This window comes from Bifidobacterium sp. LH_416 (genome assembly GCF_056357055.1).
On the sequence record NZ_JBKEVJ010000001.1, the window covers coordinates 140014 to 166767 of the forward strand.

20 protein-coding genes and 1 tRNA gene are annotated in these 26754 nt (G+C 55.2%); 4 read left to right on the top strand and 17 right to left on the bottom strand.

Annotation, left to right across the window (positions count from 1 at the left end):
* Window positions 1-105: 105 nt before the first annotated feature.
* The 7 genes from AC1AY0_RS00745 to AC1AY0_RS00775 all read right to left on the bottom strand — a co-directional run bounded on the left by AC1AY0_RS00745 (window position 106) and on the right by AC1AY0_RS00775 (window position 5933).
* Window positions 106-1470, bottom strand: a complete 1365-nt coding sequence (locus tag AC1AY0_RS00745) for a helix-turn-helix domain-containing protein (protein WP_476525556.1) — start codon at window positions 1468-1470, stop codon at window positions 106-108.
* Between the two features lie 132 nt (window positions 1471-1602).
* Entirely contained in the window at window positions 1603-1854 is a 252-nt protein-coding gene (locus AC1AY0_RS00750) for a hypothetical protein (protein ID WP_476525558.1), read from the bottom strand.
* A gap of 32 nt (window positions 1855-1886) precedes the next feature.
* Complete coding sequence (locus tag AC1AY0_RS00755; RefSeq protein WP_476525560.1) at window positions 1887-2108, bottom strand: hypothetical protein; 222 nt, start codon at window positions 2106-2108, stop codon at window positions 1887-1889.
* Window positions 2109-2112: 4 nt separating this feature from the next.
* Complete coding sequence (locus AC1AY0_RS00760) at window positions 2113-2586, bottom strand: hypothetical protein (RefSeq protein ID WP_476525562.1); 474 nt, start codon at window positions 2584-2586, stop codon at window positions 2113-2115.
* A gap of 61 nt (window positions 2587-2647) precedes the next feature.
* Window positions 2648-3424, bottom strand: coding sequence for a hypothetical protein (locus tag AC1AY0_RS00765; RefSeq protein WP_476525563.1), 777 nt, complete (start codon window positions 3422-3424; stop codon window positions 2648-2650).
* Between the two features lie 57 nt (window positions 3425-3481).
* Window positions 3482-4654, bottom strand: coding sequence for a DUF2637 domain-containing protein (locus tag AC1AY0_RS00770; protein ID WP_476525565.1), 1173 nt, complete (start codon window positions 4652-4654; stop codon window positions 3482-3484).
* A 67-nt stretch (window positions 4655-4721) separates the two neighbouring features.
* Window positions 4722-5933 carry a hypothetical protein gene (locus AC1AY0_RS00775; protein ID WP_476525567.1) on the bottom strand — a complete coding sequence of 404 codons (1212 nt, stop codon included), beginning with the start codon at window positions 5931-5933 and terminating at the stop codon, window positions 4722-4724.
* A gap of 238 nt (window positions 5934-6171) precedes the next feature.
* Here AC1AY0_RS00775 and AC1AY0_RS00780 point away from each other — a divergent pair, with 238 nt between their 5' ends.
* A complete protein-coding gene (locus tag AC1AY0_RS00780) occupies window positions 6172-6702 on the top strand; it encodes a hypothetical protein (RefSeq protein ID WP_476525568.1) in 531 nt (176 codons plus the stop codon).
* Window positions 6703-6746: 44 nt separating this feature from the next.
* On the opposite strand, the gene AC1AY0_RS00785 is transcribed toward AC1AY0_RS00780, so the two are convergent.
* The 6 genes from AC1AY0_RS00785 to guaA form a co-directional block, all read right to left on the bottom strand.
* The gene (locus AC1AY0_RS00785; protein ID WP_476525570.1) at window positions 6747-7187 is read right to left on the bottom strand and encodes a hypothetical protein; all 441 of its coding nucleotides are present in this window, start codon (window positions 7185-7187) and stop codon (window positions 6747-6749) included.
* 803 nt (window positions 7188-7990) lie between these two features.
* Window positions 7991-8064 (bottom strand) — tRNA-Gln (locus AC1AY0_RS00790).
* Window positions 8065-8141: 77 nt separating this feature from the next.
* Window positions 8142-9164, bottom strand: coding sequence for a ribose-phosphate diphosphokinase (locus AC1AY0_RS00795; protein ID WP_033890397.1), 1023 nt, complete (start codon window positions 9162-9164; stop codon window positions 8142-8144).
* A gap of 108 nt (window positions 9165-9272) precedes the next feature.
* Window positions 9273-11165 (bottom strand): acyltransferase family protein, encoded by a 1893-nt coding sequence (locus AC1AY0_RS00800; protein ID WP_476524707.1) that lies wholly within the window; start codon window positions 11163-11165, stop codon window positions 9273-9275.
* A 144-nt stretch (window positions 11166-11309) separates the two neighbouring features.
* Window positions 11310-12791: a DUF1846 domain-containing protein gene (locus AC1AY0_RS00805; protein ID WP_033890394.1), complete on the bottom strand. Its 1482-nt coding sequence runs from the start codon at window positions 12789-12791 to the stop codon at window positions 11310-11312.
* A 339-nt stretch (window positions 12792-13130) separates the two neighbouring features.
* Window positions 13131-14693 carry a glutamine-hydrolyzing GMP synthase gene (guaA, locus tag AC1AY0_RS00810; protein ID WP_033890393.1) on the bottom strand — a complete coding sequence of 521 codons (1563 nt, stop codon included), beginning with the start codon at window positions 14691-14693 and terminating at the stop codon, window positions 13131-13133.
* A gap of 446 nt (window positions 14694-15139) precedes the next feature.
* Between guaA and AC1AY0_RS00815 the strand changes: the two genes are divergently transcribed.
* From AC1AY0_RS00815 to AC1AY0_RS00825, 3 genes are all read left to right on the top strand, one after another.
* Window positions 15140-17617, top strand: a complete 2478-nt coding sequence (locus AC1AY0_RS00815; RefSeq protein WP_476524709.1) for a phosphoketolase — start codon at window positions 15140-15142, stop codon at window positions 17615-17617.
* A gap of 167 nt (window positions 17618-17784) precedes the next feature.
* A complete protein-coding gene (pta, locus tag AC1AY0_RS00820) occupies window positions 17785-19455 on the top strand; it encodes a phosphate acetyltransferase (protein ID WP_476524711.1) in 1671 nt (556 codons plus the stop codon).
* Between the two features lie 269 nt (window positions 19456-19724).
* On the top strand, window positions 19725-20954 hold the full coding sequence (locus AC1AY0_RS00825; protein WP_476524713.1) for an acetate/propionate family kinase: 1230 nt from the start codon (window positions 19725-19727) through the stop codon (window positions 20952-20954).
* A gap of 86 nt (window positions 20955-21040) precedes the next feature.
* On the opposite strand, the gene yicI is transcribed toward AC1AY0_RS00825, so the two are convergent.
* The 4 genes from yicI to AC1AY0_RS00845 form a co-directional block, all read right to left on the bottom strand.
* The gene (gene yicI, locus AC1AY0_RS00830; RefSeq protein WP_476524715.1) at window positions 21041-23407 is read right to left on the bottom strand and encodes an alpha-xylosidase; all 2367 of its coding nucleotides are present in this window, start codon (window positions 23405-23407) and stop codon (window positions 21041-21043) included.
* Between the two features lie 26 nt (window positions 23408-23433).
* Complete coding sequence (locus AC1AY0_RS00835) at window positions 23434-24294, bottom strand: carbohydrate ABC transporter permease (RefSeq protein WP_476524717.1); 861 nt, start codon at window positions 24292-24294, stop codon at window positions 23434-23436.
* Window positions 24294-25202, bottom strand: a complete 909-nt coding sequence (locus AC1AY0_RS00840) for a carbohydrate ABC transporter permease (protein ID WP_476524720.1) — start codon at window positions 25200-25202, stop codon at window positions 24294-24296. Before AC1AY0_RS00840 ends, AC1AY0_RS00835 begins: the two co-directional genes overlap by 1 nt.
* Before the next feature lie 175 nt (window positions 25203-25377).
* Window positions 25378-26679, bottom strand: coding sequence for an ABC transporter substrate-binding protein (locus tag AC1AY0_RS00845; protein WP_476523573.1), 1302 nt, complete (start codon window positions 26677-26679; stop codon window positions 25378-25380).
* Window positions 26680-26754: the final 75 nt, after the last annotated feature.

A 26754-nucleotide genomic window follows, 5' to 3' on the forward strand; every position in this document is an offset into this window, starting at 1 on the left:
GCCGAGCGGTTGTTCGTCCCGGCCCCTTGCGTCCCTTCGCGTTCACCCTTGGCGGCTGCTATATCGGGGGTTGCCCGGCTTTTCCGGAGTGAGCGGCCTGTGGTCTTATGCCGCGGTGCCGGCGTCCCAGTTGCCTGCGAAGCTGCTGCCTCCGTGCATGGTCCGGTATTCGTCCAGTTCGGTCTGGATTTCCCTGCGCCGCTTCTGGATGAGCCTGGTTTCTTGGCGGCCGGCCTCCAGAGCCTGTTCGATGGCGTTCTCCCGTTCCGTCTGGCTCATGGCCGGGTTCTGTTCGAGGCGGTCGGCGAGCATGGCCGTGGCGGTGCTTCGCGTGGTTTCGGTCTCGCCGTGCAGCCTGCCGGCGAGCATCCTGCATGCCGTCTGGTACGGCGAGGGTTCCGTCGTCGCGTCCCGGGTTCCGTCGCCCGCGGCTGTCTGTTGCGGGTCCGGGGTTTCCCCGCGTCGGCGTTCGAGGGTTCGACGGTCCACGGTCAGGTCGTCGCGCAGTTCGTCGAAGAGCCTGGCGAACCTTCGGCCGCTGTCGACGCGTTTGGCCTGGAACCCGGAGTCGAGCGCGTGGTCGAGCACCTGTCGCATGAGCGTGTTCGCGTCTTCGTGCTCGCGGTCGATGCGTTCCACGAGACGTGTGACGGCGACGAGGTCTCGGCGGCTACGGCGGCGTACGCCCAGTCCCAGCGCCTTGCGTCTGTCCTCGAGCCGGTCGAGCAGCCATCCGGCCCGCATGCCGGCCGGCACTTTGGCGGGTTCCTCGCGTTCGGCCGGCTCCCATGCGTCCTCGTCGCGGCCCGGTTCCGTTCCCTCGGGTTCCGGGTTCATCTGGCTGCCCTGTTGTTTCTTCCCCGTGGCGTGGCTCTCCCCGTTTCGGGGAGATGCCACCGTAGGTGGCAGAGGGGAAACTAGTTGGTCATTAGTTAGTTGGGTGACATTCTGACACCTTGAGCCGGTCAGAATGTCACCTTCGGATTCCGCGCCGTTTTGGAGGGGTGACATTCTGACACCCCTTGGTTTCGGCTTGTTTCCAACGTTTTCCGGAGGGGTGACATTCTGAAACCCCTGTTTCCCGTTCCGTTCCTCCGTGGCTTCAGCCTTCTCCTCGGCGCGTTCGGCCGGGCCTTCGTCGCACATGGCGTCGAAGTTCTCGATGAGCACGTCGTATACGGTGGTGCGGTTGTTCTTGCGTTTCCATTCGCCGGTCTCGCCGTCGCGCACGTTCCAGGTCTGGTCGGGGGCGACGCGCATGTAGCCGAGCTGGATGAGGAGGGCGCGGGCCCTGATCACGGTGCGTTTGTCCATGAAGCAGGAGCGGGCGATGGTCTCGACGGCTGGCCATGAGGCGCGTCCGTCGGGATAGTAGGCGCGGTACGCGTAGTAGCCGAGGACGGCTCCCGCGGCGGGTGTGAGTCTCGGATCGTTGAGCCGGTATACCTTCTCGAGTGTTCCCGCGGTCATCTTCCCTGCTCCTTTCCCTGGTCGTGCTGGTCGTGGTGTTGCCGGTATTCGTGCGCGAGCCGGTCGAGGGCCTGGCTGGTGGGTTCCAGTCTTCCGTGGGTGCGTCCCGCGGATTCCGTTTCGGTTCGGTTCCTATCGTCTTGCATCGCTGAACGACACCTCCCCCGTGCCCTCGTGTTCGGTCAGGTCCTCACGGTTGAGCCGTTCCTCGAGGAAATGGCATACCTCCATGCTTTTGTTCCATCCGTCGGTCCAGATGGCGACGAACTGTTCGGCGTTCATGGGCGTGCCCGGTTCGAATCCCTCGATGCTGTTGATGCGTTCGAGGGCCATAGCCTGCGTGTCCACGCCGCCGTGCCCGTCCCTGATGACGTTGACGCTCATCTCCTGCCCTTTCCCTGTGACGGTCTCCTGTGTTATTCGCTTGGTTTCGACGGGTCCTTGGAACCCTTGTAGAGGAGGCCGGTTATCCCGTGCTCCCGCGCGAGGCGTATGCATGCCTCCAGTGCCTCACCATGCGATTTGTCGCGTTCGCGCCAATATTCGCGTCTGAGCTCCCATTGGAGCCGGTCGTCGCCGTCGAACGCCGTGTTGCTGGATATGAAGTCGATGATGCCGTATTCGCTTCGTTCCTCCATGAGGTCACCACCATTCCGTGATGGGTTCGAGGCTCGTGTCCAGGGTGCCGTGCGAGGGGTCGTGTCGGCTCGCGACACGTTCGCTCAGTTCGGGTTCGGGCATGTGGAGCCACATGTCGGGGTCGAGTTCGAGGATGATGGGGTCGTTGCGGACGAGTTGGTCGAGTATCGACCGTATGCGGTCCTTGAGGATGTCGTGCCATCTGCCGAACCAGTGTTCGTCGGCGGCCATCGCGTACACGGCCGGTTCGTCGCCTTTCGGCGTGATGAACGTGGTGTGGGCGGGCAGTTCGATGATCTGCCGTATCCACTGCCAGTCGTCTCCCCTGGCCGTGGGGAATTCGTTGCCGAGACGGTTCCATGCGTCGAGCGTGGAGTCGAGGAGCTGGTCGGCCCTTTCGCGGCTGATGGGACGGTCCGGGATGCGGGGGAACTGTTGCGTGACGGGTTCCGGTTCCGTGGCTGTGGTCGTGTTCATGATGGTCTCCTTCGTTTCCGGCCTCGTTGCCTTGCGGGTGTGGGATGATGGTTCATGCTGGTCACCTGAGCTTGCGTCGATCGGGTCCGACGGCGGGTTTGCGTGTGGCGCAGGCGGTCAGGTACGGGTATGCGTCGAAGTCGAGCGGCCTGTTCTCGTGGTGGGACTGTAGCCAGTGGCGGATCTCACGGAGCAGGGGCATGGCCCTGCTCGATGTCATGCATCGGTTGATGATCCGTCGCCATGCCTCCATTCCCCACCGTGCGGTGACCGCGTATTCGAGGGCTTTCATGTCCTTCCGGTATTCGGAGCTGATTCTTGTGGAATCCTCTTCGTCGTCCGGTTGGCTCCAACGCCGGTATGATTCCAGGTCACCCATGCCCGACAGGCCGCTGCCTCCGTCCCTTCCCTCACGGGATTCGAAGATGTCGCCGGCCTCGCAGATCACGTCGGAGTCGGCGAGCATCTGGTCGCGCCGCCGGTATCGCTCCCATGCCTTCGTGTCTTCCGGGTCGGCCGGTGGACGGGTTCTTCCCGCCTTGCGGTCCGGGGCCTGGGTCATGCCGCTGCGGTGTTTGGGGCGTTCCGTCTTGATCCATTCGCCCACCGTGGTGGGCACGAGCTGGTTGGCGAACGCCGGCAGGCTGGTGGCGTTGGTGCGCCGCCAGTAGTCGAGGCGTTTCAGTACGCGCATGGCGAGGTCGCTCATGATCTCGTCCTCGGCCCACTGCCAGTCCGCTCCCAGGCATTTGCGGACGCGGCCGCGGTTGTCCTCCAGCGCGGCCGTGAACTCGGATACGGTCACGCCGTTTCGTGCGAGCGTGTCGATGACGTTCACTGGTTCCTTGTTCGCTTTTCTCATGGGCGATCACTTGCTTCCCTGTGGGTGGAAAGGTCAGAATTCCTCGGGCCAGACCTTGCGCAGGTCGGCCAGGCGTCGTTTCGCGGTCCTCAGGCTGGTGGCCGGGCCGCGCTCGTGTGCGGTGGCGGCGGTCACGGGCAGTCCTTTCGCTTTCGCTTCCCGCGCCCATTCCCGCCACGGTTCGGGGTCGAAGCCGAGGTCAATGGAGGCCGACGCTTTTGGGCCGGCATCACCGGTCGTGTTCCCGTCCTTCCGATCGTCGCCGGCCGGCTTGTTCTCCTTCTTGGGATTCGTCTTCGACGCGTCGACGTTCTTGCCGGTTTTCACCGTCTTGTTCTTTGCTGGGGTCGTCGGGGCGGGTGCCGTCTCTTCCTCATGCTTTCCGGTTGCCGTCGCCGGGTTTTCCCCGTTCGTCGTTTCCTCTTCGGTCTTTACGCTCGGAATCGACGTTGTCCTCTCCGGGGCGGGTTCCGGGATGCGTGCCATGATGTGCGGCTCGGGTTGGATGAGCGGCTGGCTGGGCCATGACAGTTCCTGGTCGAACGGCTTGTCGTCGTCGGCCGGGACTTCTTCGACCGGAGTATGGTCGGCCGCCACCGTCGCCTCCCCTATGCGCGGCTGAGGTTCAGGCATGGGCTCGGGATGCGGTGGACGAGCATTGTCCGGCTTCGATGCCGTCGTTCGAGTCTCGGCCGCGGCCACGGAGCGTGGCGGGCGTTGTTCCGTGGCGGGCGGCACGGTTCCTGGTTCGATGGCGTCGTTGATAGCCTGGGCGAGCTTGTCCTGGCGGTCGCCGGCGATGATCACGATCAGGTGCGTGGAGTAGAGGAGCGCGATGGGTGGGATGCTCATGATCGCGGGGGCTCCCCACATGGGGAGCCTTCCACCCGCGTTGAGCCACGCGTGCAATGCGTTGCCGGTAACGGAGAACAGGCTGAACATGACCAGTCCCGCCCACGGGTACCAGCGGCCGCGGATGTGGCCCTTCCTGAACCCCCATGTGGCCCATGTGCACAGGAGGATCGTGCCGTCCACGCACAAGGGGCCTCCCCATGAGAGCATCGGGTTGATGCCGCTGGCCACGAACACCAGGCGCAGAGCGTCGAACGAGAGCACGAACGCGATGACCGCGATCATCACGCCCACGGCCACACCCGGCAGCATGCTCACGCTGGCGTCGTTCCTGGTCCTGTTCTGTTTTTCCATGATTGTTCCTCTCCTGCCTTATTCCCCGTCTCGTCGGTTTCGGCGAATCGTCCGGCCTTCTATGCGGTCAGGCGATTTCCTTCGATACGGTGTAGATCTGTTCGAACAGTTCGAGCACCTGATCCTGTTCCGGGTTGGATCCGTCCTCGTCGTCCGGCCAGAGGTCGTCGATGTCCTGGTTGAGGATCCGCAGGTAGAGGCTGATGTTCGAAAGGATTCCCGTCAGGTCGCCGCTGCTGCGGTCCATGATCATGTCCACGGTTTCGCTTCCGGGCTGCCATTGGTCTCCGCTCATGAATTCCATGAGCTGCTGGAAGCTGGAGGCTGCGGTGGATGCCACCTGCCGGAAAGCGTCGATGAAGTACCGGTCGTCCATGCTGATGGACGGCGCGTCCACGTCGAGCTGCTGGTCGTCGGCGATCTCCCCGATCTCGTCGGGCTCGACCGCTGCGGGTTCGATTTCTTTGAGCCCCTCGCTCATACGCCGCGTGTTCTCGCGTTTGATGGACGCGCTGACCGTGGATTGCGCCATGTCGAGCTTGGCGGCGATCTCCTGCTGGGTCATGCCCTGCCCGCCCTCGTCCTTGCGCAGATTCATGTCATATATCTTCGAATCCAGTTCCAGACGCTCCGCTTCGGTCAATTCCCTGACCGCATGACGCTTACCATCCGCACCCACAACGGGCTTCGGCTTTGCGCCTTCCACACCGGCCTTGGCCCGTACGCGTCGTACCGTTTCCCGACTGACCCCTAAGGCCGCAGCCAACGAGACATTACTGATGGGATCGTTCTGGAAATCGAGGATGAGGTTGGTGCGATGCTGCACAGTCATACGAATGGCGGTGGCGGTGAGATGGTCCGTGCAATATGCAATCCAGCCTTTCATCCCTATCTCGTATCCGAGCGCAACCCAAACTCGCCCGTTGTAGGCCTTGTTAATCAGCTCATAGAGCTTCTGCTGCGACTTGGCCGTGTCGTAGAACGCCTCCTGGATGTCGGCTGTGAGCTGTTCGGCCTCCTCGCGGGTGAATTGGCTGCCGTTGTCGTCTCCCACGTTTACGGGGAGGTTGTTTTGGGCGTATTCGATGACGGCGTCGCTGACGGTGAGCTCCTGCGGTTCGGGCGTGTCCACGATGCGGATTGGCTCCGGAGCACCCTGTGGCTGGTCGTCCTCTGCAAGTTCCACGTCCACGATTTCCATGTCTTGGTCGGAATCTTCGTGTGAATATTCGTTCCCGTTGATGGTCTGCTGGGTGGGGTTGATGTAAGAATTGGTCATGCTGATCCTTTGATGGTGTTTTCGTTTCGATTGACTGGTATTGGTTTGGTTGATGCTGTGCGGTCGGGCGGATCCTTTCACTGGATTGGTCTGGTTCCTTACCTTCATCGGATTCGTCCGATGCGGGGCAATGCAAAATGGGTTAAAGGATGGGACCATCGCCCTCGTGTGAACGGCAATTCATACGAGGGCTTTTTTATTCGCCCCAACCCGTGCATGTCGATATCGCGACATGCTCATGTGGCTTGATTGGTTGGATATCGTTTATGTCTATGGAATGGCGGTCGTCATGAGGAACCCCGCGGATACCGGATTCGCCACCGTTCTCCGCTTTCGCGGATTGTCCGGCGTCGAGTTTCGCCGTCGCGACTGGCTTCATGGCGTGAAGGCCGCCTATCATGTTCCCTCCCCCGCCCAATTGGCGGTTGCGGGTCTTATGTATGAGAACCTGATTGAGGGCCGCGGACCATTGCCTCTTTGCGAACGAGTCGATCTCGTCTGGCTCGCTTACCGTGACGTTATCAGGGGAGCCGGTTTCGTGCGCCCCTATACGGTCGGCTCCTCTCTCGCGTTTGAGGCCGGTGTCCGTTGGGCGCTTTCCGTCGGTTTCACCCGCAACGAACGTTGTGACACCGAGTTGATGGAACGGCTCGTATTGATTGATGCCATGTCGGATTCCGGCCGTGTCTTCGCTTCCGAGATCATCCGTTTGCTGGCGGGGTGCCGCCGCGAGGCCGCGACGGCACTGCTGTCGGACATTGTCATCTGACATTCTGGTTTCTCTCTGCTTCATGGGTTTTGGATGGGATTGGGTTATTGGATGGTTTCCAGTGCGTCCGGGGAAGGACGGCAATCCTGATCCCGGATGTGCGCGGGGACGGCAATCCCCTGCGCAAGTCTTCTGTTATGCTCGGCCACGACGCTTCGGGTGATGACCGGTTTTTCTATATGGACGCCCGCCGCCTGCAGGAACATGATGTCCCTTTCCACGCAGTCGCCCCTGATTGTGGTCGCTTGCGATAGAATCCGTTCGATAGGTGCGACGTAGATGCTCATTGGCAGTCTTTTGGCCAGATTCACATTCTCGTCTCCTACCGGCAAGACCTTCAGCCCCAAATCCCTGAGCGGCCGGAAGAACCCGTCGAACAGGACCTGATGCATCTGCCGGTTCTCAATGCGCAGACCGACGATTTCACCCGATGCCGGCGTCGGTCCGGTCACATACAGATGAATCCACAACACTCTCTCACTCATCAATTCCCTCAATCCCGTAAAGCTCACCTGTCGTTCGGAGTGAGCCCATATATGTAGTCCGTAGACACTCCGAAGGTTCTCGCGCTGCTCAATATGTCAGAAGCACTAAGGCGGCTTTTACCCGATAGCTTTTGGGATGCGGTTCCCTGTGAACAATGAAAGACTTCTTCAGCGATTTGCTGTTGCGTCATATCCGCATCCCTTCTGAGCTGATCCACACGTTCAGCCATAAGTTTTTCTGGAGATTTATGAGTCATACTCATATCATACCCGAATATTGGACAAGTAAATAATTATTGGTTTACTATATAAGCATGAACAACATGAATGACGAGCATGGCACCAATACAGAAGCCGCTACTTCCTTAGCGACGATAATTTCGAGCAACGTTTGGTTGCTTATGAAGCACAATCACGTCACTCAATCAAAACTTGCTGCGGGACTGCACTTAACTCAATCATCCCTGAATCTAAAATTGGGAGGCAAGGTCCGCTGGAACGCCGATGATTTGGCATATATTTCAGAGTATTTCAAAGTTCCTGTGGCATATCTTGTAACTAACAACCTTGTTATGCCTAGTTTGCATTATCAACCTGCACAAAGTGTGCAGGTTGATAATGCCCCTACTTCCAAGGAGCTTGCTGGCGCTTCCGGTCCTCGTTACATCGTGAAGCCGGATGATCCTGAAAACGGAAAAGAGCGCGGAACCGCTGCCGGTCCACGCGCTCTCGTGATGCCATTCGACCCCGATTTCTCGGGGCCAAGCTCGGCGCTTCCGAGGATGTCTCCTCAGCGCCGTATTTGGCTCCCCCACCTGGACTCGAACCAAGACAAAGGGTTCCAAAGACCCGTGTGCTGCCATTACACCATGGGGGAATCGTGGGTTTTTCAACCCACAAGTGTTCATTTATACCATATATTCGGAATTTGTCGAATGACTACGCCTTGGCGCGTCACGCGAACAGGAAGCCCTGACCGTGATGCTCCGGATAGGTATCGAACAATTCGGCAACAGAACCGTCCTCGAAGACCGCGCGAATGGCGCTGGCCAGGAGCGGCGCGATGGACAGCACAGTCAGACCATCCCAACGCTTCTCTTCTGGAATCGGAACTGTGTCGGTAAGCACTACTTCGCGAGCGCCGCAATTCTTCAGACGCTCCACTGCAGGGCCAGACAGTACGCCGTGCGTGGCGACTACGGTCACCGACTTTGCGCCAGCATCCTGCAGTACGTGGCATGCGCCGGCAATGGTGCCAGCAGTGTCGATCAAATCGTCCACGAGCACGCAATCCTTGCCCTTGACGTCACCAACCACGCGGTTGGCTACAGCCTGGTTCGGGCGCGTAATATCGCGCGTCTTGTGTACGAAGGCGAGCGGGCCGCCGCCAAGGCGCTGAGCCCACTGCTCTGCAACGCGGATACGACCGGCGTCCGGGGAAACGACAGCAACGTTATCGAGCTGGCCCTGGAAACGATCGCGAATGTAATCAACCAGCACAGGCATGGCGATCAGATGATCGACCGGGCCATCGAAGAAGCCCTGAGACTGTGCGGCATGAAGGTCGACGGACATGATGCGGTCTGCGCCTGCGGTCTTGAGCAGGTCGAAAATCAGACGGCAGGAAATTGGCTCACGGCCGCGGTGCTTCTTATCCTGGCGGGAATAACCGACCAGCGGGCATACGGCTGTGATGGAGCGTGCGGAGGCACGCTTCAGCGCATCAATCATGATGAGCTGTTCCATAATGGCCTTGTTAATCGGCTGATAGTGGCTTTGCAGGACGAAAACATCCGCACCACGGACCGATTCGGTGTAACGCACGTACATCTCGCCGTTGGCGAAATCGTATGCCGTGGTTTCCAGCAGATCGATGCCGAGTTGCTGTGCAACATCTTCGGCCAATTTCGGATGAATTCTTCCCGTAACGAGAATCAGGTTCTTATCAGGCTTTCCTTCAAGGATTGCGCTCACCATTACTCCCAACGTGTGGTCTCGCTGATGCAAATCCTAAGCATAGCTGCTCTTGGCGACTGGGATACACAGCTGCGTCGCCTACTGTTTACCAACTGTGCATACAGCCGGTTAATGAGTATTGGCGATCCAATCAGATATGGTCTGTTTGATGGTCTGCGCATACAGGTCGCTACCGCCCTTCGGGTGGATTCCATCGGAGCCCAATACTTGAGGATTCGCGTTAGCGGCGGCATCCCAGTCGACCAATATCACATTGTTGTTATGTGCATTGGCATAGTCAGACAACACTTGGTTAGTAGGACCGATCCAGGAACGATCGCCATGCGCGTTGATGAGCACCATAATGCGATCTGGGCCTAGTTGGTTATAAATAGTATCCAACTGCCCAGTATTGGCGGCGGTATTGGTACCTAAACCAACAAATACCCATTGGCGCAACGTACCGGATGCAACATCATTCTTGATGATGCTGGCACCCGCAATCATCGAACGGGACACATCAGCATCAATCTGAATACCAGGAAACACTGCTGATAAGCCTTGCGAAGATGCCAACATCACAGAATCACCGACAGCCGTAATCTGATCGCCTGTAGGCATGGTGTATCGAGGCTGAGGTGGCTGTGGTGGTTGAGGAACATTATTGCGCAGCAAATCGCCCGTGCGTTGCTGTTCCGCTTCCAATCGTCTGGCCTGTTCCTCAAGCTCCTGCTGCATAACGGTTTGCGTTGGAGCATGAGCCACACCTTGCACGCAGCCGAATACCGATACGGCTACAAGCACATCCACTATCACCGCGCGAACAATATGCCCTGGTGTGGCGTTGTGAATTGGCAGAATAACGAACAGTGCCGAACGGACGCCTGCCGGACGCTCCACCAGAATCCATGATGCAGTTGCAGCAATCGCCGTCAGTATGGCAGTCATGAGTAATGGCCAAGGTCCGCGCGCCGGTATTATTTGCGGTGCTACAGCAAGGGACACAATCCACAACGGCCAATGCCATAGATAAATGCCGTATGAGTATTTGCCCAAACCTGCGAGCGGCAGGAACACCATCAGATCCTGCATCCAAGAATCCTCACAAATTGTTCCTGCAATCAGCACGACCGCGAGCACGCTGGCAAGCATGATGCCGCCGCGGAAAGCAAAATCATTCTGCTTTCCGGCAATAGTCATCGCAACAAGAATAACCAAGCTGATGAAAGCGAGCAGAGGAGCAATAGCCCTCCACATGCGAATGCGTATCGGCTGAGGCACTTTGGGTAAGGCAACAGGCACAGATGTGCCATCTGGATACGGTACAGTACGAACGATTCGCGGTAAGCGTGGATGCCGCTGCTCATAACGAATAACCAGCCAAGCCAAGGCAACGCCCAGCATTAATCCAAACCCATGGGTATCCGTACCGAAGTACACGCGCGTGGGATCGGCACCAGGCGTGTACAGTACCCACATCAGCACACCGCTTATCGCAGCTAGTATCAATGGAATACAAACAGCACTCGCCCGGCGAATCCGCCACATTAGCCATGTAATCAGCGGCACAACAACGTAGAACTGCATCAGCACGCTGATGAACCATAAATGGCGGAATACCTGCGGGTTCATCTGGTCAAAATAGCTTTGCCCACCTGCGATGGCATACCAGTTATAGCAACCCAACAACACTGTGATGATTTGGTTGCGTATGGATACCAGAATGTCATGGTCATACAACCATCCCACAGATACCATGATGGGAACCATGAAGAATAGTGCTGGGTAGAGTCGCGCGGCGCGTTTAGTAATGTATCGGTCAAGGTGCAGTGAGCCGGTGTTGAACAACGACCGCAGTAGGCTTATGCCAATCAAAAATCCTGAAATGGTGAAGAATACATCGACTCCGTAGAATCCACCTGGCAGCATCTGCTGTTGTGTGTGATATAGCACGATGGCGATAATTGCCAAACCTTTAATACCATTGACGCCTATATAACGTCCATGAACTGCTGTTGCCACTGGCTTGTTCTCTTATTCTCTTTTCAGTCGCTCTCTCGGTTGGTTATTACATCAATAGGCACAGACACAGCAAGCCCTGCGAATCCCAGAATTATTTGGGTTTCGCAGGGCTTGCTGAACTTGCTTGTTTATTTGCTTATTTGCTTACTTGTGGTACAGGCTTACACGCTCGTACTTAGGTTCGCAGCAAACGTTAATGCCGAGTTTGCGGTACAGCGCCTCATCGGTAGAGGAGATAATTACTGAGAAGAAGGCATCACAGCCGCGCAATTGTTCGAGCCCGGCAATAACGCGGGCCGCTACCGGGCTGGTGGCACTGGTGATGGATAATGCGATCAGCGTTTCGTCGGAATGCAGGCGTCGGTTTGCACTGTTGAGATGTTCCGTCTTCAACTGGCAGATTGGCTCAATCGCTGCATCATCGATGACTTGCTCCGTATCGTCTACTCCAGTGACGGCTTTCAGCGCATGCATAAGCAGTGCGCTGGCTGCGCCAAGCAAATCACCGGTTTTACCAGTAACCACACTGCCGTCCGGCAATACCATCGCACCGGCTGGCGCGCCTGTAGCTGCTTCCTTGTCAAGCGCTGCAGCTCGAGCCGGAGACAAATTAGGCGTTACGTCAGCCTTGTTCATGATTGAACGCAAGCGTTCTACTTGTTCTTCACCAGTTCCGGTACGCTTTACGCGCTCAGCGGCAGCGAAGTATCGGCGCACGATTTCCAATCGGGAGGCTTCACGGCAAGCGTCATCATCCACGATGGCATAGCCGGCCATATTGACGCCCATATCGGTGGGGCTTTGGTATGGGCTCTCCCCCATGATTCGCTCCATCATGGCTTTGAGCACGGGGAATGCTTCAACGTCACGGTTGTAGTTGACGGTGGTTTTGCCGTATGTCTCAAGATGGAATGGGTCGATGATGTTCGCATCGTCGAGATCGGCGGTGGCGGCTTCATAGGCGATGTTCACCGGATGGTTGAGCGGCAGATTCCAAATCGGGAACGTCTCGTATTTGGCGTATCCGGCTTCGATGCCACGCTGATGCTCGTGGTACAGCTGGGACAGGCATGTGGCGAGTTTGCCGGAACCTGGACCTGGCGCGGTGACGACTACCAGTGGGCGGCTTGTTTCAATGTAATCGTTCTTGCCGTAGCCTTCTTGAGAAACAATATGCTCGATATCGTGCGGATATCCGGCGATCGGATAATGCAGATAGCATGTGACGCCCAACTGTTCGAGACGGTGACGGTATGCGTTGGCGGCAGGCTGACCCGCATACTGGGTGAGCACCACTGAACCTACGTAGAGGCCGTGGGAGCGGAAGACGTCAATGAGTCGCAGCACATCCTCGTCGTATGGAATACCGAGGTCGCCGCGCATTTTCGCTTTTTCAATGTGATTGGCATTGATGGCGATAACGATTTCTACATCATTGGCCATGCTTTTGAGCATTTGGAATTTCACGTCCGGCTCGAAGCCTGGCAATACGCGCGAAGCGTGATAATCGTCGAACAGTTTGCCGCCAAATTCCAAATACAGTTTGCCGCCAAACTGCGCGATGCGCTTCCTAATGTTGTTGGACTGCAGCTCAATATACTTCGCGTTGTCAAAGCCCTGCTTCATAAGGCGAATATTCCTTCCCGAACATCGTCGTAAACGGAAAGATTATAGCCTATTGTCACGCAGCATAAAAAAGGGAGTCACCATCCAAGGTAACTCCCAATCCAGCTAACGCTCCATCATTCGATTACTTAGTGAAATGTTCTGATGCGTGCGGTAGCAAGGCGCGGGACATGAAGGCGTACAACAGTACGTCGAATGTCCCGCAACGCAGCTAACGCTCCATCAGAATATTTCACTCATGAATGATCGAATGATGCGTGCGGAGACCGCCGTCCGAACCCGAAGGCGCACTGAGGTGCGTCGAGGGTAAGGAAAGGCGGTATACGCTCCATCATTCGATTATTCCCATTCGATGGTTGCTGGGGGCTTGCTAGTGCAGTCCAGCACCACGCGGTTGATCTGGCGGCATTCGTTGGTGATGCGCGTGGAAATGGTGGCGAGCACGTCGTATGGGACGCGAGCCCAATCAGCGGTCATGGCGTCTTCGGAAGACACGGGGCGCAGCACGATCGGGGAACCATACGTACGCTCATCGCCCTGGACGCCAACGGAGTGAACGTCGGCGAGAAGCACTACCGGGCACTGCCAGATGTCACGATCGAGACCAGCCTTGGTGAGCTCTTCACGAGCGATGGCGTCGGCTTCGCGCAGGAGGTCGAGGCGTTCCTTGGTGATTTCGCCGATGATGCGGATGCCGAGGCCCGGGCCCGGGAATGGCTGACGCCAGACGATTTCGTCCGGCAGACCGAGCTCGGTGCCGATGGCGCGCACCTCATCCTTGAAGAGGGTACGCAGCGGCTCAACGAGCTGGAACTTGAGATCCTTGGGCAGGCCGCCAACGTTGTGGTGGGACTTGATGTTGGCCGCACCGTCGCCGCCACCGGATTCGACAACATCTGGGTACAGAGTGCCCTGAACGAGGAACTTGACTTCCTTGCCACGGGCACCAGCCTCTTCGAGTACCTGCTTCTGGGCCTTTTCGAAGGTGCGAATGAACTTTTCGCCGATGATTTTGCGTTTGCGTTCCGGCTCGGATACGCCCTTCAGTGCGGTGAGGAAGTCATCAGCGGCATCAACGGTGATCAGACGGATACCGGTGGCTTCGACGAAGTCGTGCTTGACCTGTTCCACTTCGCCCTTGCGCAGCAGACCATGGTCGACGAATACGCAGGTGAGCTGGTCGCCGATGGCCTTGTGCACCAGAGCGGCGGCAACAGCGGAATCCACGCCACCGGACAGGCCGCAGATTACTTCGGCATCGCCGACCTGTTCGCGAATCTTCTTGACCTGGTCTTCGATGATGGAGGAAGCATCCCAATCGTTAGGCAGGGCAGCGCAACGGTGCAGGAAGTTTTCGATGAGCTTCTGGCCCAGCGGAGAGTGCTTGACTTCCGGATGCCACTGCACGCCGTACAGCTTGCGGGATTCATCCGCCATGGCGGCAACCGGTGCACCTTCAGTATGTGCCAGTACTTCGAAGCCTTCAGGAGCCTGCTCAACGGCCACACCGTGGCTCATCCACGTGGTCTGTTCCGCAGGGGAATCAGCGAGAATGCCTTCAGCATTATCAATGGTGGCGCTGGTCTTGCCGTATTCGCCGAGCGCTGCCTTGTCTACCTTGCCGCCGAGCTCGTAGGCCATAACCTGGAAGCCGTAGCAGATGCCGAGCACCGGGACGCCAGCATTGAAGACCTTAGTATCTATAGAAGGTGCGCCGGGTTCGAATACGGAGGCCGGGCCACCGGAGAGAATAATTGCCTTTGGATCTTTGGCCAGAATCTCGTCAGCCGGCATGGAATGCGGCACAAGTTCTGAGTAGACGCCGGCCTCGCGGACGCGGCGAGCGATGAGCTGGGCGTACTGGGCGCCGAAATCGACGACAAGCACAGGACCATTTGCCATTGATATTCCCCTAACGTTCATTGGGACTTTACGTGGGTTAAACATGCACGATTATCACTGGTCAATACGACAACGTCGACACGCATGCAGAATGTGCGAAAAGCAAACAAAATACACGCCTTCACAAAGCCAACACGCCGGTTTAGAACATTGAAAAACGAACGTGAGAACGTGTGCAAAACCATGGGTTTTTGGCTTTATTCTGCGGTTTTATGGATATAAGATCAAAAAATAAATGTTGACAAAGTTAAGGCTTAAACGCACAAATACTGAAATTTCCGCAACAATTTCGAACACACCCGCAAGAAATCGTTCAAAAGTCGTGTTGTCCTCGTACCATGACGATTGATTGGGAACGGAAAACCTAGGTACCGCAAGGAACCAGGCCCGCGACCGAACAGAAATAATCAATCGCACGATTACCGTGCAGGAGTACAGGAGTACACATGACGAGTCCTGTTATTGGCACCCCTTGGAAGAAGCTCAACGCTCCGGTTTCCGAGGAAGCCCTCGAAGGTGTTGACAAGTACTGGCGCGCTGCCAACTACCTTTCCATCGGCCAGATTTATCTGCGTTCCAACCCGCTGATGAAGGAGCCCTTCACTCGCGAAGATGTGAAGCACCGTCTGGTCGGCCACTGGGGCACCACCCCTGGCCTGAACTTCCTCATCGGCCACATCAACCGCTTCATCGCTGACCACGGCCAGAACACCGTGATCATCATGGGCCCGGGCCACGGTGGCCCGGCTGGTACCTCCCAGTCCTACCTGGATGGCACCTACACTGAGACCTTCCCGAAGATCACCAAGGATGAGGTTGGTCTGCAGAAGTTCTTCCGTCAGTTCTCCTACCCGGGCGGTATTCCGTCCCACTTCGCTCCGGAGACCCCGGGCTCCATCCACGAAGGTGGCGAGCTGGGTTACGCTCTGTCCCACGCTTACGGCGCCATCATGGACAACCCGAGCCTGTTCGTCCCGGCCATCGTCGGCGACGGCGAAGCTGAGACCGGCCCGCTGGCTACCGGCTGGCAGTCCAACAAGCTCGTGAACCCGCGCACCGATGGTATCGTGCTGCCGATCCTGCACCTCAACGGCTACAAGATCGCTAACCCGACCATCCTGTCCCGTATTTCCGACGAAGAGCTGCACGAGTTCTTCCACGGCATGGGCTACGAGCCGTACGAGTTCGTCGCTGGCTTCGACGATGAGGATCACATGTCCATCCACCGTCGCTTCGCCGAGCTGTGGGAGACCATCTGGGACGAAATCTGCGACATCAAGGCAACCGCCCAGACCGACAACGTGCATCGTCCGTTCTACCCGATGCTGATCTTCCGCACCCCGAAGGGCTGGACCTGCCCGAAGTACATCGACGGCAAGAAGACCGAGGGCTCCTGGCGTTCTCACCAGGTGCCGCTGGCTTCCGCCCGCGATACCGAGGCTCACTTCGAAGTTCTGAAGAACTGGCTGGAGTCCTACAAGCCGGAAGAGCTGTTCGACGAGAACGGTGCCGTGAAGGACGACGTCCTCGCCTTCATGCCGAAGGGCGAGCTGCGTATCGGTGCTAACCCGAACGCCAACGGTGGTGTGATCCGCAAGGATCTGGACCTGCCGGAGCTCGAGAACTACGAGGTCAAGGAAGTCAAGAAGTACGGCCACGGCTGGGGCCAGCTCGAAGCCACCCGTACCCTGGGCGCCTACACCCGCGACATCATCGCTCGCAACATGCACGACTTCCGTATCTTCGGACCGGATGAGACCGCTTCCAACCGTCTGCAGGCTTCCTACGAAGTCACCAACAAGCAGTGGGATGCCGGCTACATCTCCGACGAGGTCGACGAGCACATGCACGTCTCCGGCCAGGTTGTCGAGCAGCTGTCCGAGCACCAGATGGAAGGCTTCCTCGAGGCTTACCTGCTGACCGGTCGTCACGGCATCTGGAGCTCCTACGAGTCCTTCGTCCACGTGATCGACTCCATGCTGAACCAGCACGCCAAGTGGCTTGAGGCTACCGTCCGCGAGATTCCGTGGCGTAAGCCGATTGCTTCCATGAACCTGCTGGTCTCCTCTCACGTTTGGCGTCAGGACCACAACGGCTTCTCCCACCAGGATCCGGGTGTCACCTCCGTCCTGCTGAACAAGTGCTTCCACAACGATCACGTCATCGGCATCTACTTCGCCACCGATGCGAACATGCTGCTGGCTATCGCTGAGAAGTGCTACAAGTCCACCAACAAGATCAACGCCATCATCGCTGGCAAGCAGCCGGCTGCCACCTGGCTGACCCTGGACGAAGCTCGCGCTGAGCTCGAGAAGGGTGCTGCAGCTTGGGATTGGGCTTCCACTGCTAAGTCCAACGACGAGGCCGAGATCGTGCTTGCCGCTGCTGGCGATGTTCCGACTCAGGAAATCATGGCTGCTTCCGACAAGCTGAAGGCTATGGGCATCAAGTTCAAGGTCGTCAACGTTGCTGATCTGCTCTCCCTGCAGTCCGCTAAGGAGAACGATGAGGCTCTGACCGACGAGGAGTTCGCTGACATCTTCACCGCTGACAAGCCGGTGCTGTTCGCTTACCACTCCTACGCTCACGACGTGCGCGGCCTGATCTACGATCGTCCGAACCACGACAACTTCAACGTCCATGGCTACGAGGAGGAGGGCTCCACCACCACCCCGTTCGACATGGTTCGCGTCAACCGCATCGATCGCTACGAGCTGACCGCTGAAGCTCTGCGCATGATTGACGCTGAGAAGTACGCCGACAAGATCGACGAGCTCGAGAAGTTCCGCGATGAGGCCTTCCAGTTCGCAGTCGACAACGGCTACGATCACCCGGACTACACCGACTGGATCTACTCCGGCGTGAACACCGAAGAGAAGGGTGCTGTCACCGCTACCGCCGCAACCGCTGGCGACAACGAGTGATTTCCTCTCCTTTGAGGTTTAGCCTAACGGCATAGAAAAGGGCTTGGGATTCGTCCCAAGCCCTTTTTGTTATGTAATTCCACGCGTCTTAAGCGTGAACGATAACAATCGCCAGTACAATGATGTGTGGTCCCAATTATGTTGATCATCAAAGGAGACAGACCAAAGTGACCGTTACCCGTGTATATATCGCCAGCCCTGAAGGTGCAAATGGCCGCAACGTAGTGGCCTATGGCGTACTCAATGCATTGACCTCAAAGTACAAGACTATTGTGTTCCGTCCAGCGGTATCCAATCATGATGATTTCACTCCCGTGCTGCTGTCCGCTTCCAATGCCGGCCTCGGCGTAGCCCTCTCCACTGGCCTTGATGTGCACACCGTACGTGCGGACAAGGAAACCGCTCGTGGTGACATTATCGGCGCATTCAACGATGCCATGGATGTGGCTCGCGCCGATGCCGCACTTATTGTCGGCACTGACAAGTCCCACGTCAACGATCCCACCAGCTATGAATTCAACGCCAACGTAGCCGCTGATCTCAAGGCAGGCGTGTTCCTGGCCGTCTGCACCATCGATCGTTGGCCACACGAGCTGGATGAAACCGTCAAGCTTTCCATCGAAGGTATGGAAGCTGCAGGCAACAGGGTACTCGGCATTTTCGTTACCGGCTGCGAAACCCGTCACTCCGTTTCCGTGAAGCAAACACTCGCCAAGTACGGTCTGCCAGTATGGACTCTGCCGCAGGTTTCCTTCACCGACGAATCCGGTAAGGCGCTGGCTTTGGAAACGTTCCGCAAGTACGCTCCTACTGAAGAGGTGCTTGCAGCTCTTGATGTGGACTTCAACCCGCCCACTACCCCATACTCCTTCCAGTTCGGACTGCTTGGCAAGGCCAAGAGCAACAAGAAAACCATCGTGCTGCCCGAAGGCGAGGAAGACCGCATTATCAAGGCGGCCGATTACCTGCTCGAGCGCGAAATCGTGAACCTCATCATCGTCGGCAATAAGGATGCCATTCTGGCCCGCGGCAAGGAACTTGGTCTCAACTATCTGGAGCGTGCACGCTTCCAGGCTATGGATGATGAAAACATTCTGAAGCCGATGGTCGCCAAGCTCTGCGAGCTCAGGGCCAAGAAGGGTATGACTGAGGAACAGGCTCGTAAGCAGTTGGCTGATGCCAGCTACTTCGGCACGATGCTTGTAGTGCTCGGCTACGCGGATGGTCTGGTTTCCGGTTCCGTGAACTCCACTGCCAACACTGTGCGCCCGGCTCTGCAGGTTATCAAGACCAAGCCTGGCCAGAAGCTGGTTTCCGGCGCATTCCTCATGTGCTTCAAGGATCACGTGGCCGTGTTCGCTGACTGCGCCATCAACCTGAATCCGGATGCTGAACAGCTTTCTGAGATTGCCTTGCAGTCCGCTGAAACCGCTCGCGCCTTTGGTCTGGATCCGAAGGTCGGTATGCTCTCCTACTCCACTCTGGGCTCCGGCAAGGGCCCGGACGTCGACGTGGTGGAAGAGGCTACCAAGCTGCTCAAGGAGAAGGCTCCGGATCTGCCGGTGGTCGGCTCCATTCAGTTCGATGCCGCCTGGTCCCCCACTGTGGCCGCAACCAAGGCCAAGGGCAATGACGTTGCCGGACACGTCAATGTGTTCGTCTTCCCGGATCTGTGCGCAGGCAACATCGCATACAAGGCCGTGCAGCGTTCTTCCGGCGCTTTGGCCATCGGCCCGGTGCTGCAAGGCTTGAACAAGCCGGTCAACGACCTGTCTCGTGGCGCGCTCGTGCAGGACATCATCAACACCATCGCCCTCACCGCCATCGAAGCACAGTAATCGTTCATCAACCAATCTGCTAAGTAACTGTTTCTATAACAGAGTGGGAAGTTTGGGGATACAATGCAGGACCGTAAGCTTGGCCGAACGGCCTTGAGTGTGTCCAGCATTGTATCCCCCAAACTTTCCACGGTCCAATTGCAACCAAATACGAAATGTGGCTCTTTCTCTGCAAAGAGCCACATTTTGTAGCAAGCAACGAGTAATCTAATCTTCGGTAACCCGCTGTTTTGGCGGGACGCAACATATCACAATGGAGGATGCCCACAATGGCGAAAACCGTCCTTGTCATCAATTCCGGTTCCAGCTCTATCAAGTACCAGCTGGTTGATCTCGAGTCCGGCGAAGGCCTCGCTTCTGGTCTCGTCGAGAAGATCGGCGAACCGGTCGACGGCCACTACAAGCACGAGTACAACGGCGAAAAGCATGAGCTTGAAGAGCCGATTCACGACCACGAGCAGGGTCTGAAGCGCGTGCTCGGCTTCTTCGAGGAGTACGGTCCGAAGCTCTCCGACGCTGGCATCGTCGCTGTCGGTCACCGCGTGGTGCAGGGCGGCTCCCTCTTCCCGAAGCCGGCTCTGGTCAACGACAAGACCATCAACGCCGTCAAGGACCTCGCTGTGCTCGCTCCGCTGCACAACGGCCCGGAGGCCAAGGGCGCTGAAGTCATGCGCGCTCTGCTGCCGGATGTTCCGCAGATCTTCGTCTTCGATTCCTCCTTCTTCTTCCAGCTGCCGAAGGCTGCAAGCACCTACGCGCTGAACAAGGAAATCGCCGACCAGTACCACATCCGTCGTTACGGCGCTCACGGCACCTCCCACGAGTTCATCTCTTCCGTGGTGCCGGACGTCATCGGCAAGCCGGCTGAAGGCCTGAAGCAGATTGTGCTGCACATCGGCAACGGTGCTTCCGCTTCCGCTGAAATCTCCGGCAAGCCGGTTGAGACCTCCATGGGTCTGACCCCGCTTGAGGGCCTGATGATGGGCGGCCGTACCGGCGATATCGACCCGGCTGTGGTCTTCCACCTGATTCGTAACGCTCACATGAACGTGGATGAGCTGGATGCCCTGTTCAACAAGCGTTCCGGCATGATGGGTATGACCGGCTTCGGCGATTTGCGTGAGGTTCACCGTCTGGTGGCCGAAGGCAACGAGGATGCCAAGCTGGCTCTGGACGTCTACGTGCACCGTATCGTCAGCTACATCGGCAACTACACCTACCAGATGGGTGGCTGCGACGTAATCACCTTCACCGCTGGCGTTGGCGAGAACGATGACATCGTGCGCAAGATGGTGTGCGACAAGCTCGCTCCGTTCGGCGTGAAGCTGGACGAAGAGAAGAACGCCACCCGTTCCAAGGAACCGCGTATCATCTCCACTCCGGATTCCTCCGTGATCATCGCCGTAATCCCGACCAACGAGGAGCTGGCTATCGCCCGCAAGTCCGCTGCCATTGCAGAGGCCGGCGAAGACACCTACGGCAACAAGTTCGCCAAGTGATTCACTGAACTAAATGGGTAGAGGCCCTGATGATTTCCCTCCGGAATTCATCAGGGCCTCTACCTATTTTCAATCGCCAAACAAGTTTACAGCACTACAACGCCTTCAGTTGCTTCGACGATGCGGCCAGAAGTTCCTATACGTGCTTTAAACGGACGTCCATCAGAACTGATGATCTCAATACCGTCTTCCACACGACGAGCAGTGAACACGACGGAAGAGGAATCAATCTCGCTAACAGTCGCTTCTGCCGTTTCGACATCATTCATAAAAACAGAAATCAAAGCGTTGTCACCGTATACATGGTCCGACGTTGATGCTCCAGGATTGGTCACGATGATGCTGCCATCGCGCACCCATAATGGAATGGAATCAAAACTATGAATCTCCTTGCGCCATGTACCTCCTTGCGTAATTTCGCCAGTAAACCAATTCGTCCAAACACCATGTGGCAGATAGTAGGACGCCTCTCCGGAATAATTGAAAATCGGAGCTACCAAAAGAGAAGGACCAAACATGTATTGCCGATCTAGTGCACGACATGTCGGATCATCTGGATATTCCATAAACATCGAACGCATAACCGGTGTGCCATTGAGATGAGGCTGCAATCCGGTCTGGTACAGATACGGCATAAGCTCAAGCTTCAGTTTAGTGAATTTGCGAAGCACATCTACCGCAGTCTGTCCTGGAACCAGTTCAACGTGGTTCTTTTCATCTTCCTCGTCGAACAGCCACGGAACGCGATAGACCTTTGAACCATGCAGACGCGAATGAGATCCCAAAAGACCAAATGGAACCCAACGCTTATATACAGCCGAATCTGGCTTCTCTCCTTCAAAGCCGCCGATATCATGACTCCAGAAACCGAAGCCAGATGAAATCAGAGACAATCCGCCACGAAGAGTCTGAGCCATGCCACGGAATGTGGATTCGCAATCACCGCCCCAATGAACAGGCTGCTGCTGCCCTCCAACCGTTGCTGAACGCGCATACAGAATGGCCTCACCTGTGCCACGAGTTTCCGTAATCGCCTCAAAAACAGCTTGGTTGTACAACTGCGTATACCAATTGTGCATGCTCTCAGGACGGGAACCGTCAAACCACTGCGCCTGAACTGGAATGCGCTCACCGAAATCCGTCTTGATTGCGTCAACGCCTATATTCAGTAACCGCTTGACATGGTTTTTAAACCATTCTCGGGCTTCTGGATTCGTGAAATCAACAATCCCCATACCAGCTTGCCAAAGGTCGGTCTGCCAAATATCACCATTCGGTTTTTTCAGCAGGTAACCGTTGTTCGCACCTTCATCAAACAAAACACTTCGCTGTGCGATATACGGATTAATCCAGCAGCACACATGTAGACCTTTTTCATGCCATCGCTGCAACGTCTTCGTTGGGTCTGGGAAGAATCGGGCATCCCATGTGAAATCGGTCCATTGGAATTCCTTCATCCAGAAACAATCGTAATGGAATGTCGACAAAGGAATATCACGCTCCGACATACCGTCAATAAATGATTGCACTGTTGCTTCATCATATCGAGTAGTAAAGGATGTGGAGAGCCATAGACCATACGACCAAGCCGGTACATTAGCCGGACGTCCAACAAGGGCAGTGTATCGATTGAGAATTTCCTTCGGCGTTGGCCCATAGATGACACAGAGGTCAATCTTCTCCCCCGGCACAGCGACCTGTACGGCATCAGTATTTTCAGAAGCTACTTCAAAAGAAACATGACCTCGATTATTGACTAGAACTCCATATCCGTCACTGGTGAGGTAGAAAGGAATATCCTTATATCCCTGTTCACTTGAAGTTCCACCATCAGAATTCCAGATATCAATCGTCTGTCCGTTCTTAACGTATGGACCGAAACGTTCCCCAAATCCATATACTGTGGTGCCAACGCCTAGATCAAGCTGGATGCTGGTAAAGACTTCAGACTCGTCCACCGCACGACCGCTGGTGCAAACGCCAAGATCTCCCACAGGTTGGGTAGCCACAGGAGACAGCTCATTCAACTTATATCGAGCCAGCGATTTGCCATAGGATGAAGTCAACGTCTTGCCTAGCGCAGAAAATGCAAGGTTCCAAGGAGCACCTTTTTTAACTGTGCATTGAAGATCACCAGAACAATATGACAAATAATCGTCCGTAATGTTCATAACAGGTGCAACCGTGGCATCAGGAGATAGGGGGAATCCAGGGTTCTCAGATGTTCCGCACCAGTGCGAGGCTTCCAGACGAATTACTCCTTCAATAGGAGAACTGATTCGCACGGTAAAAGTCGGCAAATTTAACGTATCACCTCTATCCGCTATGACTTTTGTCGTAGCCAGAATCTCTGCGCTCTTATGCTCCTCATCCACAGACAATTCATAAGCTTCTCTAGCGAACATCGCATCAACGTTGTTACGAGTAAGCCAATAACCATCAGAGAATTTCATGAGAATCTACTTTCTATTTAAGACTATTATTTAACGGAGCCAGCAGTGATGCCTTTCGACAACGTGCGCTGGAATATTAAGAAGAAAATAAGCGTCGGAATAATACTGATCAACGATGCTGCAGCGGTAGTAGTGACATCCATCAACTTATCGCCAGACAATGCACTGACCGCAATCGGTATGGTCTGAGTCGAATTGTCAAGCAAAAATGCAAGAGGAATCATGTACTCATTCCATGTCCAGATGAAGAAGAACACCAACATAACGCTCAACGTCGGCCACGAAATAGGAAAGACAATGTCTTTCAGTATTTTCCATCGGCTTGCACCATCGATAGCTGCTGCCTCAAGGATAGCTTTCGGGAACGTGCCATACACAGATGCAAGTAAATATGTGCCGAACGCACTTTGGATAACCGTAAAGATAATTACGATTGCCCATTGATTGTTGTACAAACCTATTTGCTTAAACATGATGTACAGCGGATACAGCAAAGCTTCCTGCGGCATCATATTCGCCAACATGATTAGCAAAATGACCCATCGGCGTCCCCGGACACGACCTATGCCCAAAGCAAATGCATTCAGTACCGATAAAAGTACAGCGAAGACAGCGACCAGACCACTAATCCAGAATGAATTCCAGACTTTCTCTGGATAATTCGCTCTCTGCCAGAAATTGTTAAGACCAGTAAAGCTCAACTTATGAGGCAGGGACAATGGACCGAACGAATTGTATTCCGCTGAACTTTTAAACGCATTCAAACAGATCACAATAATAGGGAAAAGCATCACTATACCGCCAAGGATCAGCAGCACAATAATGATGTAATCAGAGAATGTGCGATTAATCCGAACCCTTGTTGCAGTTGTTTGAGATCTCATCATTACTCCTCATCGCTTTCTTCGACCTTTTGCTGTACCTGTGTAAATACAATCGAGATAATTACGATGAGCACTGCAAGAGCCGTGGAGATTGCAGCGCCATAGCCGACCTGCTGGGATTGGAAGAACTGGCTGTACGAGTAGTACGAAGGAACGATAGTTGAAGTACCTGGCCCACCTCTCGTTAGCATTTGTACAGGTGCAAAGACCTTCAGTGCTGCAATTGTGCAGGTGAGAGCCACGACGAAAATCTCCGGCTTAATTGCAGGTAGCGTGATAGCAAGAAAACGCTGCCACCAATTTGCGCCATCGATGCTTGCAGCTTCGAACAATTCGGGATCAACGCGTTGCAGACCTGACATGAAGATGACAATCGGATATCCAAGTTGGATCCAAATCATAATAATCATCAGGCATATCAAAGCAGTATCTGGTTTACCCAGCCAATCGTGTTGTAGAGCTTTCAATCCAACTGCATCCAATAGTGCATTGAGAGCACCATCTTGCGGACGAAGAATCCAGCCGATAGCTAGCGAGGCAACAGAAATCGGCAAAATTTGTGGAATGTAATATACGGCTCGTAACGTGGACGCTGCTTTAGCTCCAAATTTCTTCTGCACAACATCAAATAGCAGAGTCGAAATAATCAGGCCAAGCAGGATAGGCAGAACCACCATGGCTATGACCATCCATATCGAATTACGGAACGAAGACCAGAAAGTATCATCGTGTAATAGATATTTCCAGTTTTCTAGACCAATCCATTGTGGCGGACGTATACCACGATATCTGGTGAAGCTCAGATACACATTCCAAACAGTGGGAATGACGATAATCCACACCAGAAGAAGAAAACCTGGAATCAGATATAACCAAAAACGATTGGAAGAACTTCCTGGAATCCTAGACATGGAGTCCGTTGATTGGCGTCGTCTCCTTTGACGAGACCGTTCCGGATTATCATGCTTTTCTGACTTTGCATTGCTCATCATAATCACCTAGTCAACGATGAGAGGATGGGGACGATGTATGTGCAACGTCCCCACAAATTTCTTTATCGGGAAGAGCCAGTACTACCGGCAGATACTAAATTCCAGCAGCTTGGACGCCCTTGTCATAATCACTGTGAATCTGGTCAATCGTGCCCTGCACATCTTTAGTACCATTGACCAGTTCCTGCAGACTGGCATTAAGCTCATCATACAGAGTCGCGGTAGGCCAATCTGGGTAGAAACCGAGTCCATCGTTCTTCACCAGATCATTGAATTGTCCAATCAATGTCTGCGTTTTCTCATCTGTAATCGAAGATGTGTCAGCAGCGACTGGAATTCCGCCAGAGTTACCCATCAAATCCTGAACTTCTTTGCTCAGAGTAATGTCGATGAACTGCGCCGCCAAATCCTTTTTCTTGGAATATTCAGGAATGACCCATATCTGGCCCGATGAACCGGGGACCTTCTTCACGTCCGGGAAAGGTGATTCTTCCCATTGGAACCCAGACAATTCATTCTGGAAACGGCCAAAGAACCATGTGCCAGAGAAGAACATGGGGTATGTACCCTTCATGAATCCCTGACCAGCAGTTTCAGCGTCAATTCCTGTGGAGTCCTTGCTGATATATCCTTTATCGACCCAATCCTTAATGGTTTGAGTAGCATATTTCACAGCTTTGCCATTCCAATCGACATTTCCGTCATACATCTCGTACGCCTTGATGAAATCATCATCAGCTTTGGATAGCACGAGCTGCCACCACAAATGTTGCAACGGATATTCCTTCACACCTTCGGAGAGTGGTGTTACGCCGTTATCCACAAACTTTTGCATAGCATCTTCAAGTTCTTCGAGAGTGGAAGGGATTGGGATGCCGTACTTGTCGAACATGTCCTTGTTGTAAGACATCACTACGGCTTCGCCATAATTGGTGATTCCATACCAATCACCAGATCCCATGACGCCTTTATCCGTGTACTTGCCTGTGGACGCAATAGAACCGGTGAGGATTTTATCCCAACCTTTCTCACTCACATAATCATTGAGATTGGTTAGTAATCCTTGGCTCGCCAGCAGACCAGCAGTGGCATTACCCTTGTTGTATTCCATAACATCAGGAGCCTGATCGGAATTAAGAATCTGCGCCGCATTCTTGCGAATTTGTTCGAAAGATTTCTTTTCGTACTCGACTTTGACCCCTGTCTGTTCTTCAAAGATTTCACGGGCTTTTTTCCAAGCGATTCCCATGGCACTGTTGTCTTCCTCATAAGCCCATACCTTGATGGACGTCGGATTCGACTCTTGTGCCGTTTCACTGGATCCGCATGCAGTAAGTCCGACTACACTGCTTGCAGCTACAGCTGCCGCCAGCCATTTTTTGATATCAAACTTCATTGTTCCCGCCTTAGTAATAGCACCATTGCCATTTTTGTTGTCATCGATTCGTTTCGATGACATAGCCAGGATACC

Excerpts from the sequence above, each read along its gene's own strand:
- AC1AY0_RS00760 (WP_476525562.1), bottom strand. The coding sequence starts at position 2,586 with ATGAACACGACCACAGCCACGGAACCGGAACCCGTCACGCAACAGTTC.
- AC1AY0_RS00780 (WP_476525568.1), top strand. The coding sequence starts at position 6,172 with ATGTGGCTTGATTGGTTGGATATCGTTTATGTCTATGGAATGGCGGTC.
- guaA (WP_033890393.1), bottom strand. The coding sequence starts at position 14,693 with ATGGCAAATGGTCCTGTGCTTGTCGTCGATTTCGGCGCCCAGTACGCC.
- AC1AY0_RS00775 (WP_476525567.1), bottom strand. The coding sequence starts at position 5,933 with ATGACCAATTCTTACATCAACCCCACCCAGCAGACCATCAACGGGAAC.
- AC1AY0_RS00750 (WP_476525558.1), bottom strand. The coding sequence starts at position 1,854 with ATGAGCGTCAACGTCATCAGGGACGGGCACGGCGGCGTGGACACGCAG.
- AC1AY0_RS00840 (WP_476524720.1), bottom strand. The coding sequence starts at position 25,202 with ATGTCTAGGATTCCAGGAAGTTCTTCCAATCGTTTTTGGTTATATCTG.
- AC1AY0_RS00835 (WP_476524717.1), bottom strand. The coding sequence starts at position 24,294 with ATGATGAGATCTCAAACAACTGCAACAAGGGTTCGGATTAATCGCACA.
- AC1AY0_RS00745 (WP_476525556.1), bottom strand. The coding sequence starts at position 1,470 with ATGACCGCGGGAACACTCGAGAAGGTATACCGGCTCAACGATCCGAGA.
- AC1AY0_RS00815 (WP_476524709.1), top strand. The coding sequence starts at position 15,140 with ATGACGAGTCCTGTTATTGGCACCCCTTGGAAGAAGCTCAACGCTCCG.
- AC1AY0_RS00755 (WP_476525560.1), bottom strand. The coding sequence starts at position 2,108 with ATGGAGGAACGAAGCGAATACGGCATCATCGACTTCATATCCAGCAAC.
- AC1AY0_RS00825 (WP_476524713.1), top strand. The coding sequence starts at position 19,725 with ATGGCGAAAACCGTCCTTGTCATCAATTCCGGTTCCAGCTCTATCAAG.
- AC1AY0_RS00785 (WP_476525570.1), bottom strand. The coding sequence starts at position 7,187 with ATGAGTGAGAGAGTGTTGTGGATTCATCTGTATGTGACCGGACCGACG.
- yicI (WP_476524715.1), bottom strand. The coding sequence starts at position 23,407 with ATGAAATTCTCTGATGGTTATTGGCTTACTCGTAACAACGTTGATGCG.
- AC1AY0_RS00805 (WP_033890394.1), bottom strand. The coding sequence starts at position 12,791 with ATGAAGCAGGGCTTTGACAACGCGAAGTATATTGAGCTGCAGTCCAAC.
- AC1AY0_RS00795 (WP_033890397.1), bottom strand. The coding sequence starts at position 9,164 with ATGGTGAGCGCAATCCTTGAAGGAAAGCCTGATAAGAACCTGATTCTC.
- AC1AY0_RS00770 (WP_476525565.1), bottom strand. The coding sequence starts at position 4,654 with ATGGAAAAACAGAACAGGACCAGGAACGACGCCAGCGTGAGCATGCTG.
- AC1AY0_RS00845 (WP_476523573.1), bottom strand. The coding sequence starts at position 26,679 with ATGAAGTTTGATATCAAAAAATGGCTGGCGGCAGCTGTAGCTGCAAGC.